The organism is Mycolicibacterium sp. TUM20985 (genome assembly GCF_030295745.1).
Classification (GTDB): Bacteria; Actinomycetota; Actinomycetes; order Mycobacteriales; family Mycobacteriaceae; genus Mycobacterium.
Map to the genome: position 1 here is coordinate 5,268,730 of NZ_AP027291.1, position 14,451 is coordinate 5,283,180.

Annotated in this window: 9 protein-coding genes; 3 read left to right on the top strand and 6 right to left on the bottom strand. The window is 69.7% G+C overall.

The genetic code is table 11. The annotated features are described in order from the left end of the window. Positions 1–124 precede the first annotated feature (124 nt). From QUE68_RS25785 to fgd, 3 genes are read right to left on the bottom strand one after another with little or no spacing between them, the layout of a single operon-like run. Positions 125–1,273: an acetate kinase gene (locus tag QUE68_RS25785; RefSeq protein WP_284234872.1), complete on the bottom strand. Its 1,149-nt coding sequence runs from the start codon at positions 1,271–1,273 to the stop codon at positions 125–127. Beyond that, on the bottom strand, positions 1,270–3,387 hold the full coding sequence (gene pta, locus QUE68_RS25790; protein ID WP_284234871.1) for a phosphate acetyltransferase: 2,118 nt from the start codon (positions 3,385–3,387) through the stop codon (positions 1,270–1,272). The genes QUE68_RS25785 and pta overlap by 4 nt, the downstream gene beginning before the upstream one ends. A gap of 18 nt (positions 3,388–3,405) precedes the next feature. After that, positions 3,406–4,416 (bottom strand): glucose-6-phosphate dehydrogenase (coenzyme-F420), encoded by a 1,011-nt coding sequence (fgd, locus tag QUE68_RS25795; RefSeq protein WP_284229363.1) that lies wholly within the window; start codon positions 4,414–4,416, stop codon positions 3,406–3,408. A gap of 71 nt (positions 4,417–4,487) precedes the next feature. Between fgd and QUE68_RS25800 the strand changes: the two genes are divergently transcribed. Then, positions 4,488–5,228: an MBL fold metallo-hydrolase gene (locus QUE68_RS25800; protein WP_284234870.1), complete on the top strand. Its 741-nt coding sequence runs from the start codon at positions 4,488–4,490 to the stop codon at positions 5,226–5,228. Here the strand turns inward: QUE68_RS25800 and QUE68_RS25805 are convergent. From QUE68_RS25805 to QUE68_RS25815, 3 genes are read right to left on the bottom strand one after another with little or no spacing between them, the layout of a single operon-like run. Continuing rightward, positions 5,221–5,511, bottom strand: coding sequence for a hypothetical protein (locus tag QUE68_RS25805; RefSeq protein WP_284229366.1), 291 nt, complete (start codon positions 5,509–5,511; stop codon positions 5,221–5,223). The two genes, QUE68_RS25800 and QUE68_RS25805, sit on opposite strands and share 8 nt — an antisense overlap. Positions 5,512–5,538: 27 nt before the next feature. After that, positions 5,539–6,648, bottom strand: coding sequence for an LLM class flavin-dependent oxidoreductase (locus tag QUE68_RS25810; RefSeq protein ID WP_284234869.1), 1,110 nt, complete (start codon positions 6,646–6,648; stop codon positions 5,539–5,541). Then, complete coding sequence (locus QUE68_RS25815) at positions 6,645–7,142, bottom strand: GNAT family N-acetyltransferase (RefSeq protein ID WP_284234868.1); 498 nt, start codon at positions 7,140–7,142, stop codon at positions 6,645–6,647. The genes QUE68_RS25810 and QUE68_RS25815 overlap by 4 nt, the downstream gene beginning before the upstream one ends. Positions 7,143–7,260: 118 nt before the next feature. Between QUE68_RS25815 and QUE68_RS25820 the strand changes: the two genes are divergently transcribed. Beyond that, positions 7,261–8,112, top strand: a complete 852-nt coding sequence (locus QUE68_RS25820; protein ID WP_284234867.1) for an SDR family oxidoreductase — start codon at positions 7,261–7,263, stop codon at positions 8,110–8,112. A gap of 147 nt (positions 8,113–8,259) precedes the next feature. Then, positions 8,260–14,451, top strand: coding sequence for a sulfolipid-1 biosynthesis phthioceranic/hydroxyphthioceranic acid synthase (gene pks2 / locus QUE68_RS25825; protein ID WP_284236117.1), 6,192 nt, complete (start codon positions 8,260–8,262; stop codon positions 14,449–14,451).

Sequence of the window (14,451 nt, forward strand, 5' to 3'; positions counted from 1 at the left end):
TGCTTAACGCAGGGGGTTGGCACCGAGCACACCTGACGAGGAATCTCCAAGACTTCAACCACGATCTAATCCACCCGCTTCTCCCAGTATGCCCTACTTGAGCGATTCACACTCAAGAACCACGTCAGGCGTCGAGCACGTCGACGCAGGCCCGGGCGATGGCGAGCTCCTCGTTGGTGGGGATGACCAGCACGGTGGTCGGCGACGTCTCGAACGAGATGCGCCGCGGCGACCGGGCTGGGCTCTCGTTGAGGTGCTCGTCGAGCTCGACGCCGAGCGGCGCAAGCCCGCTGAGCGCATCGCGCCGCACGGTGGCGTCGTTCTCGCCGACCCCGGCGGTGAACGTGATGACGTCGGTGGTGCCGAGCAACGCCAGATAGGCGCCGATGTACTTGCGCAGCCGGTGGATGTAGACGTCATAGGCCAATTGCGCATCCGCGTCACCGGAGTCGATCCGCCGGTGCAAGAGCCGGAAGTCGATCTCGCCGCCGAGGCCGAGGACCCCCGAGCGCCGGTTGAGCATCGTCTCGACGTCGGCCAGGCTCATGCCGGCCGCCCGGTTCAGGTACATGATGACGCCCGGGTCGAGGTCCCCCGACCGGGTGCCCATCACCAGACCCTCCATCGGCGTCAGGCCCATCGAGGTGTCCTGCGGCCGGCCGCCGACGATCGCCGACGCGGACGCACCGTTGCCGAGGTGCAGCACGATCTGGTTGAGCGACTCCAGCGGCGCCTGGAGGAACTCCGCGGCCTGCTCGCTGACGTACTGGTGCGAGGTGCCGTGAAAGCCGTAGCGCCGAATGTGCCACTGCTCGGCGATGTCTCGCGGAATCGCGTACGTCGCCGCAGCGGGTGGCAGGTCGTGGAAGTACGCCGTGTCGAAGACGGCGACGTGCGGAAGGTCGGGCAGCACCTTGCGGGCCACCTCTATGCCGGTGATGGCCGGTGGATTGTGCAGGGGTGCCAACGGTGCCAGTGTCTCCAGCGTGGCGATCAGCGCGTCATCGACGACGGTCGGTCGGTACAGGTCCGGTCCGCCGTGCACGACGCGGTGACCGACCGCGACCACGCCGAGCGCATCGAGGTCCAGGCCAGCCTCGGACAGTTCGTCGAACGCTGCTCGCAGTGCGGCTTCGTGGTCGGCGATGGGCCCAGAACCGATCCGTTCGATGATGCCGTCGGCCACCTGCCGGCCAGAATCAGGCTGCAAGACAGCATATTTCAGGGACGAGGAGCCGCAGTTGAGCACCAGGACGGCGCGCGGGGTGTTCACTTTCCCTGCGCCTGAATCGCCGTAATCGCCACGGTGTTCACGATGTCCTCGACGAGTGCGCCCCGCGACAGGTCGTTGACCGGCTTGTTGAGGCCCTGTAGCACCGGCCCGATCGCAATCGCGCCCGCACTGCGCTGGACCGCCTTGTAGGTGTTGTTGCCCGTATTCAGGTCGGGGAAGATGAGCACGGTCGCGCGGCCCGCCACCTCGGAGTCCGGCATCTTCGTCTTCGCGACCGACGGTTCCACGGCCGCGTCGTACTGGATGGGCCCCTCCACCAAGAGGTCTGGCTCTCTTGAACGCACCAATTCCGTTGCCAGCCTTACTTTTTCGACGTCGGCTCCCGTGCCGGACGTGCCGGTGGAATAGGACAGCATCGCCACCCGCGGGGTGATGCCGAACTGCGCGGCGGTGCGCGCGGACGAGATCGCGATGTCGGCGAGCTGCTCGGACGTGGGATCGGGCACGATGGCGCAGTCACCGTAGGCGAGCACCTCGTCGGCGAGGCACATCAGGAAGATGCTCGACACCGTGGTGACTCCGGACGCCGTCCTGATGATCTCGAATGCCGGCCTGATGGTGTGCGCGGTGGTGTGCCGCGCGCCGGACACCATGCCGTCGACCATGTCGTTGTACACCAGCATCGTGCCGAAGTAGGAGACGTCGTGGATGACTTCGCGCGCCTGCTCGACGGTAACGCCCTTGCGCTTGCGCAATTCCGCGTACTGCTCGGCGAATCGATCGCACAGGTCGCTGGTCTCCGGGTTCAGCACGGTCGCGTCCGACAGGTCGACGCCCAGTTCCGCCGCGCGAGCCCGGACGGCGGACTCGTCACCGAGGATCGTGAGGTCGGCCACCGACCGGTGCAGCAGGCGGCCCGCCGCCTTGAGGATTCGATCGTCATCGCCCTCGGGCAGCACGATGCGCTTGCGGTCACTCCGTGCCCGCTCCTGCAGCTGGTAGGTGAACATCTGTGGCGTCACCACTGACGGTATCGGAATCGACAGCTGCGCAAGCAGATCCGCGGTATCGACGTACTCCTCCATCAGCGTCAGCGCGGTGTCGATCTTGCGGTGCGAGCTGGTGGTCACCCGACCGCGTGCCGACGCCGCGGCCCGTGCCGTGTCGTAGGTGCCCAGCTCGGTGGTGACGATCGGCATCCGCAATCCGAGGCCCGACACCAGCGCACCGATGGCGGGGTGCAACGGCAGGCCCCCGTTGAGGACGATGCACGACAGCGACGGAAACCCCTCTGCCGCATGAGCGCTCGCCACCGCCAGCACCACGTCGGATCGGTCCCCCGGCGTGATGACGGCCATGCCCTCGCGCAGCCGCTCGAGAACGTGCTCGGCCGTCATCCCCGCGACGAGGACGCCCAGCACCTCGCGGTTGAGCAGGCTGTCGTCGCCACTGCTCATGGTGCCGCCGACCGCATCCCGCAGTTCGGCGACCGACGGGGCGACGAGCAGAGGTTCCTCCGGCAGCACGTAGCTCTTGGGGGCCACGCGCTTCAGCGCCTCGGCCACCGCCGTCAGCTCCGCGGGATCGCACCGGTTGGCGACCACGGCGGCCGTATGGGCGTGTTGCCCGGCGATCTCGGCGAGGCACAATTCGACGACGTGCGCGACGTCCTCGGGTGTCCGATCGGCGGCGCGCACGGCGAGCACGATCGGGGCGCCAAGGTTGACCGCGATGCGCGCGTTCACGCTCAACTCGCTGGGAGAGGCGACGTCGGTGTAATCGCTGCCGACGATCAGCACGGCGTCGCAGCGTTCGGCGACGGCGTGATAGCGCGCGACGATGTCGGCCAGCGCCGCGTCGGGATCGTCGTGCAGCTCCTGGTAACCGACACCGACGCAGTCCTCGTAGGCCAGCCCGGCGGTCGTGTGCGCCAGCAGGAGATCGAGGATGTAGTCCCTCTCCCCGCCGGCTGAGTCCCCCGGGTCGCTCCGCTCCGGCCCCCGCCCCTGGGGACGCCTGGTGATCGGCCGGAACACCCCGACCTTCGCCACCGTGGACGCAAGCCGGTGCAGGATGCCCAGCGCGATCGTCGACTTACCGGTGTCGCCCTCGGGCGACGCTACGTAGATGGCCGAGGCGCTCGTGGTGGACACGGGGACCAGCCTGCCAAATCACCCCAGCTTGCGCAGCCGCGGCTCCAGATCGTTCTTGAAGAGTTCGAGGAATCGACGCTGGTCGTGCCCGGGCGCGTGGAACACCAGGTGGTTGAGCCCCCAGCCGACGTAGTCCTTGACCTTGTCGACGGCCTCGTCGGGATCCGAGGCGACGATCCACCGCTTGGCGACCTGCTCGATGGGCAGCTCGTCGGCGGCCTTCTCCATCTCGAGCGGATCGTGGATGTTCGTCTTCTGCTCGGCGGTCAGCGACAGCGGCGCCCAGAACCGCGTGTTCTCCAGCGCCACCTCGGGATCGGTGTCGTAGGAGATCTTGATCTCGATCATCCGGTCGACGTCGTCGGGGTTCTTGCCCGCGGCTTCCGCGCCCTCCCTCATGGCGGGGAGGAGCTTGTCCTTGTACAGCTCCTCGCCCTTGCCCGAGGTGCAGATGAACCCGTCGCCCGCGCGGCCGGCGTACTTGGCCACCTGGGGGCCGCCCGCGGCGATGTAGATCGGGATGCCACCCTCGGGGACGTCGTAGATCGACGCGCCCTTGGTGTGGTAGTACTCGCCCTCGAAGTCGACGCGGTCACCGAGCCATAGCTCGCGCATCAGGCGCACCGACTCGCGCAGCCGCGCGTAGCGCTCCTTGAACTCCGGCCACTCGCCGGTGAATCCGGTGGCGATCTCGTTGAGGGACTCGCCGGTGCCGACCCCGAGGAAGATGCGATTCGGGTAGAGGCATCCCATGGTGGCGAACGCCTGCGCGAGGACCGCCGGGTTGTAGCGGAAGGTCGGCGTCAGCACCGACGTGCCGAGGACGAGGCGCTTGGTGCGCTCGCCGACCGCCGTCATCCAGGCGAGCGAGAAGGGCGCGTGTCCGCCCTCGTGCCGCCACGGCTGAAAGTGATCGCTGACCGTCGCGCTGTCCATGCCGTGCGCTTCGGCCTCCACGGCCAGCTCGACGAGTTCACGCGGCCCGAACTGCTCTGCCGACGCCTTGTATCCCAACTTGAGTTCAGCCACAACACTGTTCTACTCCCTGGATGGCCACCGCTATTCCCCACCTGCGAATCAGGCCCCCTAAACTGAGCGCCGTGGCACGACCGGTCGAACTGCAACGCATCACCGATACCGTCCACTTCGCACACACCGCGCTGGTCAACTGGACCCTCGTCACCGATGGCACCGGTGTGGTGATGATCGACGCGGGCTTCCCGGGTCAGCGCGAGGAAGTGCTTGGCTCGGTCCGCCAACTCGGGTTCGGCGTCGACGACATTCACGCGATCCTGCTGACGCACGCTCACGTCGACCACCTCGGCACGGCCATCTGGTTCGCGAAAACCCATGGCACACCGGTCTTCTGCCACGACGCCGAAGTCGGCCACGCCCATCGGGAGTACCTGGAGCAGGTGTCGCTGCTCGACCTGGCGGTCAAGGCTTGGCGGCCGCGCTACCTGAAGTGGTCGCTGAACATCGCCCGCGTCGGCGCCCTTCGGCGCGGCGGGATTCCCTCCGCGCGGGCCCTGACCGAGCAGGTCGCGGCCGCCCTGCCCGGAACCCCTACGGCGATACCCACGCCCGGGCACACCGGTGGCCACTGCTCCTACCTCGTCGACGGCGTGCTCGTCAGCGGCGACGCCCTGGTGACGGGTCATCCGGTGTCCACCCGCCGCGGGCCCCAGCTGTTGCCCGGCATCTTCAATCACGACCAGGCCGCCTGCGTCCGCAGCCTCTCGGCGTTGCAGACGCTCGCAACCGACGTGCTGCTGCCCGGCCACGGCCCCGTCTGGCGCGGACCCATCGGGGAAGCGGCGAAGCACGCCTTGGCTACGTGAGGATCCCGTAGCCGAGGAGGAAGATCGCGGTCAGCGTGAACCCGCACCCCAGGACGATGGTCGGCATCAGGATGGTCTGATCGAGTTCCTCGGGGTCGCGCGAATCGTCGGCGACGGGCCCGTAGATCACCGACCCGACCGCGGATTCCCGGAACGTGCGGACCACGCGACCGACCCGCTCGTTCGGCCGGGTCCCCACGTGAGAGCGCAGGGCCACGCCTCCTGCGAAGGTCAACAGTCCGGCGGCGAGAAGCAGCCAGCCGACCGTCAGCTCCGACAGCATGGTCCAACCCTAGCTCGTCGCGTCGGGTCACAACCCCCAGCGCTTGGCGATCAGCTCGTGCGAGCGCAATCGGTCCGCGTGGGCGTGCGTGACCGAGGTGACCACGAGTTCGTCGGCATGGGTCAGTCGCTGCAGCGCATCCAGTCGGTGAGCGACCTCGTCGGGGTCGCCGACGAATTGCGTTGCGGTGCGGTCCCTGACGAGTTCCTGCTTCTCCGAACTCAACGGCAGGCTCGACGTCGGATCGGGGTACGGGACGGCACCGTCACCCGCCCGGATGGAGTGCACCCAGTGCCCGTAGGTCGACGCCAGCTGCCGGGCCGTGGCGGTGTCGTCGGCCACCACGATGTCCGCGGACACCACGACATGGGGCTCGCGGAGCTCGGCCGACGGCTGGAAGCCGTCGCGATAGACGTCGATCGCCCCCAGCGCCGTCGCCGGCGTGATGTGGTAGCTCGCGACGAACGGCAGCCCGAACTTCGCCGCCACCCGGGCGCTCTGCCCCTTGCTGCTGCCAAACACCCACGGCCGCAACGGCGCTCCCTCACCCGGCGTGACGTGGGCCTCCACCCCGTCGACGTGATAGGAGCCGTCGAGCATCGCCAGGATGTCGGCCACCTGGTCCGCGAAGTCGGGTGCGCTGGCCTCGGGCTGCTGCAGCACCGACATCCTGGCCTGCAATCGCGGGTTGCTCAGCAGGGCACTGATGTCGAAGGGCGCCGGGATGACGACGTCGTCGATCTCCTGCCACGGCCGCGGGGGTCCCTTGGGCCGGGTAACGGCGGTGGCGGCCGCGCGGCGGCGCTGGCCCGACCGCCCCACGCCGAGGTCCATGCGACCGGGGTACAACGCGTCGAGGATGCCGAAGCTCTCCACCACGGCCACCGCGGTCGTGTACCCCAGCTGCACCGCGGCCGCGCCGACGTGAATGCGCTCGGTGGCCGCTGCCAGTTGACCGATCAGCACCGCCGGCGACGAGCTTGCCACCGCGACGAAGTGGTGCTCGGCGAGCCAGTATCGGCGGTAGCCCCATTGCTCGGCGTGCCGGGCGAGGTCGACGGTGTTGCGCAGCGCCGTCGCGGCGTCACTGCCCTCGCTGATTGGCACCAGGTCGAGGATCGACAACGGGACGTTCACGGCTGCAACTCCTTCACGAACGCCATCGGGTAGACCTCCCCCTGGGCCGGCAGCGGCTCGTCGAGCTTTTGATACCCCGTCGCCAGGTACAGCGCCTCGGCTTCGGGCTGACGGTCCCCGGTGGTGAGGTACACCCGTCGGTACCCGCGTGCGGCGATCTCCGCTTCGAGTTCGACGAGCAGCGCCTTGGCCAGACCGCGTCGGCGATGCCCGCTATCGGTCCAGATGCGCTTGAGTTCGGCGGTCGCCTCGTCGAAGCGGCGGAAGGCCCCACCGGTGACGGGCCGGTGGTCGAGCAGACCGACGAGCATCCCGCCGGCGGGTGCTTCGAACTCGTCGGCCGGATAGCCCCGCAGCCAAGTGGCCACGCGCTCGACCGTGCCGCCGTACCTGGTCGCGTACTCGACCGCGAGCTCGGCCAGCAGCGGCTCGGCCAGCGGGTCGTGCTGGCCGACGATGACGAAGCGGAGCCCCTCGACAGTTGGCGAAGTCATCACCTCAATGTCTACCTCGGCGGGCCCGCGTACATTCCGGGCGCGGCGATTCGCCTCATCGTGATTGCAACTTCGGCGTCTTCACAGCAGAAACTTGACACGTGTAAAGTTTGGCCGCATGGACAACATTCGAGGCCGAACCATCGCGATCACCGGCGCCGCCCGCGGCATCGGCCACGCCACTGCGAAGGCCCTCCTGCAACGCGGCGCACGCGTGGTCATCGGCGACCGCGACACCGCCGTCCTCGAGTCGGCGGTCACCGGCCTCACGAAGTTCGGCCAGGTCACCGGTTATCCCCTCGACGTCACCGACCGGGAATCGTTCGAGGTGTTCCTCGACAAGGCGCGGGCCGACGGTGCCGGCCACGTCGACGTGCTGATCAACAACGCCGGCGTGATGCCCGTCGGCCCGTTCCTCGAGCAGTCGGAGCAATCCATCCGCTCCTCGATCGAGGTCAACTTCTACGGCGTTCTGACGGGCTGCCAACTGGTGCTTCCCGAGATGGTGCGCCGCCGCCGGGGACACATCGTGAACATCGCCTCGATGGCGGGCATGGTCGCGGTCCCCGGTCAGGTCGTCTACGCCGGCACCAAGTTCGCCGTGGTCGGCCTGACCACCGCCATGGCCGACGAGTTCGCGCCGCAGGGGGTCGAGGTGACCTGCGTGCTGCCGACGTTCACCAACACCGAGCTGATCTCGGGCACCAAGAACACCGGCGCGCAGAAACCGGTCGAGCCCGAGGACATCGCGGCGGCCATCGTGAAGGCGCTCGACAAGCCGAAGACCCATGTGTCGGTACCGGGACCGCTGCGCTTCGTCGGGGCGGCGACGTCGATGCTCGGCCCCCGCGGCAGGCGCTGGCTGTCCAAGCAGATGGGCAACGACCACGTCTTCCTCGACTTCGACAGGACCGCCCGGCAGAGCTACGAGGACCGGGCGCAGAGCGCGATCGGCGTCATCGACGACTAGGGCTCTGACCAGCTCCAAAAGGTTTTGACGCGGGCGTCAGCTAAGCTGACGGCGATCCGTGGCGGCTGCATCCAGCCCCACGTGCAGCTCACCGGCTCCCCGACTGGGATGCAGCCCAACCGTTAGGACCTCCCAGTGGCTGAACCCATGGTTACGCCGATCGCAGTGATTGGCATGGCCTGCCGCCTGCCCGGCGGCATCGATTCACCCGAACGGCTGTGGGAGGCCTTGCTTCGCGGCGCCGACCTCGTCACCGAGGTTCCGGCGGATCGCTGGGACGCCGACGAGTTCTACGATCCCGAGCGCGGCGTGCCGGGCCGCTCGGTCTCCCGCTGGGGCGCGTTCCTCGACGACGTCGGGGGTTTCGACGCTCCGTTCTTCGGCCTGGACGATGCGACGGCCACGGCGATCGATCCGCAACACCGGTTGCTGATGGAGACGTCCTGGGAGGCCATCGAGCACGCCGGGATCGTCCCGTCCTCGCTCTCGGGCTCGATGACGGGTGTCTATCTCGGCTTGTCCCACGACGACTACATGCGGATCAGCCTCGAGGCCGACGAGTACGGCTTCACCGGCGTGGCCTCGGCGATGGCGTCTGGCCGCGTGGCCTACGCACTGAACCTTCACGGGCCGGCGCTGACCGTCGATACGGCCTGTTCGTCCGGCCTGCTGGCCGTGCACACGGCGTGCCGCAGCCTCGACGGCGCCGAGAGCGACCTCGCCCTGGCCGGCGGTGCCATGGTGATCCTGCAGCCGGAGACCACGGTATGGGCGTCCGCCCAGGGCATGATGTCGCCGACCGGCCGGTGTCGGGCGTTCGACGAGGCGGCCGACGGCTTCGTCCGCTCGGAGGGATGCGCGGTGGTCCTGCTCAAGCGGCTGCCGGATGCGTTGCGCGACGGTGACCGGATTCTCGGTGTCATTCGGGGCACCGCGGCGAACTCAGATGGCCGCACCAGGAACATCGCGACGCCCTCCCAAGAGGCTCAGGTCGCGGCCGCCCGTGCCGCGCTTGCGGTGGCCGGGGTGGACGCGGACACCGTGGGCGTGGTGGAGGCCCATGGCACCGGCACCCCGGTGGGCGACCCGATCGAGTTCGAGAGCCTGTCGCAGACCTACGGCGCCACGGGCAGCGTCCTGCTGGGGTCGGCGAAGTCCAACTTCGGCCACACCGAGTCGGCGGCGGGCACGCTGGGTCTGATCAAGGCCATCCTCGAGCTGCAGCACGGCGTGGTTCCGCCGATGGTGCACTTCAACCGGCTGTCCGAGACCCTCGAGAAGGTCGTCGGCGGACTGGTCGTGCCGCGTGAGACCACCCCGTGGCCCGCCGACGGCCACAGCGGACCGCGCCGCGCGGCGGTGTCGTCCTACGGCATCTCCGGAACCAACGTGCACGCGATCGTCGAGCAGGGGCCCACCCCCTTACCCGACGCCCCCAACCCCAACGACGCGGTCGAGCGGCCCACTCTGATCTCGCTGTCGTCGACGTCGACCGACGAGCTGCGGCGGACCTGCGGCCGCCTCGCCGACTGGCTGGATTCGCACCCCGAACCGGTGGCGGTGGCCGACCTCGGCTACACCCTGGCCCGCAGGCGCGGACACCGCCCGGTGCGCACGTCGGTGCTCGCCGACGGCGTCAAGGAACTACGAATTGCGTTGCAGGACATCGCCGCCGATGAGGTACAGATCCCAGCCGCGGTGGGCCGCGACGACCACGGCCCGGTGTGGGTGTTCTCCGGCCAGGGCTCGCAGTGGGCGGCAATGGGCGCCGAACTCCTGGCGACCGAACCGGCGTTCGCCGCCGCCGTCGCGGACCTCGAACCACTGATCGCCCGGGAGTCCGGGTTCTCGGTGACCGTGGCGATGTCGGCGCCAGAGACCGTCACCGGCATCGACCGGATCCAGCCGACGCTGTTCGCGATGCAGGTGGCGCTGGCCTCGACGATGGCGGCCTACGGGGTCCGGCCCGGTGCGGTCATCGGCCACTCGATGGGGGAGGTGGCGGCCGCCGTCGTCGCGGGCGCGCTGTCACCATCCGACGGGGTGCGGGTGATCTGCCGCCGCTCCTCGCTGTTGAAGCGGCTGTCCGGTTCCGGGGCGATGGCGTCGGTCGACCTGGCCGAGGCCACCGTGCGTCGAGAGCTGGCGAGCCGCGGTGTCGACGACGTGGTGGTCGCGGTGGTGGCCTCCCCGTCGAGCACCGTCATCGGCGGCGACACCCAGACGGTCCGCGACCTCGTCGCGGCCTGGGAGCAGCGCGACGTGCTGGCCCGCGAGGTCGCGGTCGACGTGGCCTCCCACTCCCCCCAGGTGGATCCGATCCTCGCCGCGCTGGCCGACGAACTGGCGGAGCTCACCCCGAGCGCGCCGACGGTCCCGTTCTACTCGACCACCCGCGACGACCCGCGGACGTCACCCGCCTGCGACGCAAGCTACTGGGTGGACAACCTGCGCCAGACGGTTCGCTTCTCCGCGGCGGTTGGGGCGGCGCTGGAGGATGGCTACCGGGTGTTCGCCGAGTTGTCCCCGCACCCGCTGCTGACCCGCGCCGTCGAACAGACCGCCGACGGCATCGAGACGCCGGTGGCCGCACTGGCCAGCCTCAGGCGTGACCAGGCGCAGGCGCACTTCGCGCTCGACTTCGTCGCCGACCTGCACGGCGCAGGCGCGGCGGTGGACTTCGCCGCGCTGCATCCCCGCGGGCGGCTGGTCGACGCGCCATTGCCGACGTGGACCCACCGCCCCCTGCTGCTCACTCGGACCGGCGGCGGGCCGGGTCACGTGGTGGCCGCCCATCCCCTGCTGGGGGCCCACGTCCGGCTGTTGGAGGAACCCGAGCGGCACGCCTGGCAGGCCGACGTCGGAATCGCCGTGCAGCCATGGCTGGGCGAGCATCGAGTGAACGGTGTCGCGGCGCTGCCGGGGGCCGCCTACTGCGAGATGGCGCTGGCCGCCGCCGATGCGCTCTTCCCCGCCGGTGCCGAGGTGCGCGACGTTCGCTTCGAGGAGCTGCTGTTGCTCGACGACCACACGGAGGTCGCCGCCGTCGCCGCGATGGACGCCCCTGGGGTTGCGACCTTCGCCGTGCAGACCGACGACTCGGGCGATCGGGTCCGACGCGCGGCCGCCGACCTGCACGCGGTTTCCCCTGCCGGCCCGCAGGAACGCCGCGACGTCGCCGGTCTGCTGGCCGCGCATCCGGGCACGGTCGGCGGCGAGGAGGTCCGGCGGTCGCTGGCCGCGCGGGGAATCGAGTTCGGTTCCGCCTTCGCCGGCCTGGGCAGCGTCCACACCGCGGACGGCGCCACGCTGCTGGCCGAGATCGGTGCGCCCGCGGGCATCCGGGCGGGCCAATCCGGCTACGGCATCCACCCCGCCGTCCTGGACGCCTGCTTCCAGTCGGTGGCCGCCCACCGGCGTGACGGCATCGGCCTGCTGTTGCCACTGAGCGTCGGGCGACTGCGCCGGTTCGGATCGGGCCGCGACGCCCGGTACTGCCACGTCACCGTGACGACGTCCGATGCTGCCGTGATCGAGGCGAATCTCGAGGTGCTCGACGGCGACGGCGACGTCATCCTCGCGGTCGACCGACTGCGGATGGGCAGCGGCGCCACCAAGGCAGGGCTGCGCGAACGCGTGCTCGCCGACCGGCTGCTGACCGTCGATTGGGAGCGGACCGAGCCGCCGACCGCTGCGGCCGACACCGGAGAGTGGCTGCTGATCGCCGTGGCCGCCGATCCCCTCGCCACCGGGCTGTCCGATGCGCTGGGGGCCTGCGGAGTCCGGTGCCGGACGGTGTCACCCGACGAGCGCCTCGACGCCGCCGGGCTCACGGGCGTCGTGGTCCTCGCGCCTCCGGCCGACGGCGACCCGACCGCGGCCAGCCCCGGGCGGGGCCGCGATCTGGTCTCCCACGTCGTGAAGGTCGCCCGCGAACTGTCGGACGTCGGGTCCGAGGACGGTGAGCGGCCGCCGCGCCTCTACGTCGTCACCCGCAACGCGCAGGCCGTCACGCCGGGCGACCGGGTCAACCTCGAGCACGGTGGCGTGCGCGGCCTCATACGGGTGATCGGCGCCGAGCAGGTTCAGCTGCGTCCGACTCAGATCGACGTCGACTCCTCCACGTCCGCAGCACAATTGGCTACGGAGCTGCTGAGCCGTTCGGACGAGGACGACACCGCCTGGCGAGAGGGATCGCGGTTTGTGGCGCGGCTGCGGCGCACGCCGTTGCGGGCCGAGGAGCGCCGGACCACCCTGGTCGATCCCGGAGCGGACGGCATGCGCCTTCAAGTACGCACGCCCGGTGATCTGCAGACCCTCGAACTGGTCACCGTCGAACGACCGACACCGGCGGCCGGACAGGTCGAGGTCGCGGTCAGTGCCTCCAGCATCAACTTCGCCGACGTGCTGGCCGCCTTCGGCCGCTACCCGACGTTCGACGGCAAGGCCCCGCAACTCGGCCTCGACTTCACCGGTGTCGTCAGCGCCGTCGGCCCCGGGGTCGCCGACCACCGAATCGGCGATGCCGTAGGCGGTTTCGGCGCAGGCGGATGCTGGGGCACGTACGTCACCTGCGACGCCCGCCTGGTCGCGCCGCTACCGGCCGGCCTGACCGCCGAGCAGGCCGCCGCGGTCTCCACCGGCTACGGCACGGCGTGGTACGGGTTGTGCCACCTCGCCAGGCTCGGGCCGGGCGACCGCGTGCTCATCCATTCCGCGACCGGCGGGGTCGGTCAGGCGGCGATGGCGATCGCCCGCCACGTCGGAGCCCAGATCTACGCCACGGCTGGCAGCCCGCGTCGGCGCCAGTTGCTCCACGACATGGGTGTCGAGCACGTATATGATTCTCGCTCAATCGCTTTCGCCGATGAGATCCGACGTGACACCGACGGGTACGGCGTCGACGTGGTGCTCAACTCGCTGATCGGACCCGCCCAGCGCGCCGGACTCGAGCTCCTGGCCTTCGGCGGCCGCTTCGTCGAGATCGGCAAACGGGATGTCTACGAGCACACCCGCGTCGACCTCTATCCGTTCCGGCGCAATCTGACCTTCCACTACGTCGACCTGGCCTTGATGACCACGGGCGCCCCCGAGGTGATCGGCGCACTTCTGCGCGAGGTATACGAAATGGTCGGCGCCGGTTCGCTACCCGTGCCCGAGCACACCGTGTACCCGTTGACCGAAGCCGCCACCGCCATCAGGGCCATCAGCGCCGCCGAGCACATCGGCAAGCTCGTCCTCGCGGTACCCGGGAGCGGATCCATCCGGGTGGCGGTACCGCCGAACCGGGCGCCGGTCTTCCGTGGCGACGGCTCCTACCTCGTCACCGGCGGGGTGGGCGGCCTTGGACTGTTCTTGGCCGCGGTAATGGCCTCGGGCGGCTGCGGCCGGATCGTCCTGACGTCGCGGTCGCAACCGAATCCCGCTGCGCAGAAGACGATCGAGCGACTGCGCGCCAACGGCGCCGACATCGTGGTGGAGTGTGGCAACATCGCCGACCCGGAGACCGCGACGCGACTCGTCGACGCCGCCACCGCCACCGGACTGCCCCTGCGCGGCATCCTGCACGCCGCGGCCGTGGTGGACGATGCCACGCTGGCCACCGTCACCGACGATCTGATCGAGCGGGACTGGGCGCCGAAGGCCTTCGGCGCCTGGCACCTGCACCAGGCGAGCTCGGCTCAGCAACTCGATTGGTTCTGCAACTTCTCCTCGGCCGCCGTGCTGCTCGGCTCACCGGGCCAGGGTGCCTATGCCGCCGCCAATAGCTGGCTGGATGCCTTCACGGCATGGCAACGCAGCCAGGGCATTCCGGCGTACGCGATCGCGTGGGGCCCATGGGCCGACATCGGCCGCGGCACCGGGATGGCGGACCGCGGTGACGTCACGATGATCAGTCCCGAGGACGGCGGCTACGCGTTCCGGGCCATCCTGCGTCACGACCGGGCCTACACCGGCTACCTCCCGTTGACCGGGATGCCGCTGTTGACGGCGCTGGCCGCGCGCAGTCCGTTCGCCGAGGCGTTCCGCGACACCGACGGTCGAACCGGCACCGACGTTCCCACGGTGCTGGCCGAACTCGCTGGGCTGGCACCGGACGAGTGGCCGAACCGGCTGCGAAGACTGGTCACCGAACAGGTCGGCCTGATCCTGCGACGTGCGGTCGATCCCGATCGTACGTTCGCCGACCACGGCCTGGATTCCCTTGGCACGCTTGAATTACGGACCCACATCGAGACCCAGACGGGTATCCGCCTGACACCCAAGACCATCGTCACCTTCGGCACGCCGCGGGCGCTGGCCGGGCATCTGACCGAGACGCTGGACGGCAGCGCGTAG

What these genes read in the sequence shown, in the direction of transcription:
- QUE68_RS25805 (WP_284229366.1), bottom strand. Translation starts at nt 5,511, where the DNA reads ATGCTGTCGGAGCTGACGGTCGGCTGGCTGCTTCTCGCCGCCGGACTG.
- QUE68_RS25820 (WP_284234867.1), top strand. Translation starts at nt 7,261, where the DNA reads ATGGACAACATTCGAGGCCGAACCATCGCGATCACCGGCGCCGCCCGC.
- pks2 (WP_284236117.1), top strand. Translation starts at nt 8,260, where the DNA reads ATGGTTACGCCGATCGCAGTGATTGGCATGGCCTGCCGCCTGCCCGGC.
- QUE68_RS25815 (WP_284234868.1), bottom strand. Translation starts at nt 7,142, where the DNA reads ATGACTTCGCCAACTGTCGAGGGGCTCCGCTTCGTCATCGTCGGCCAG.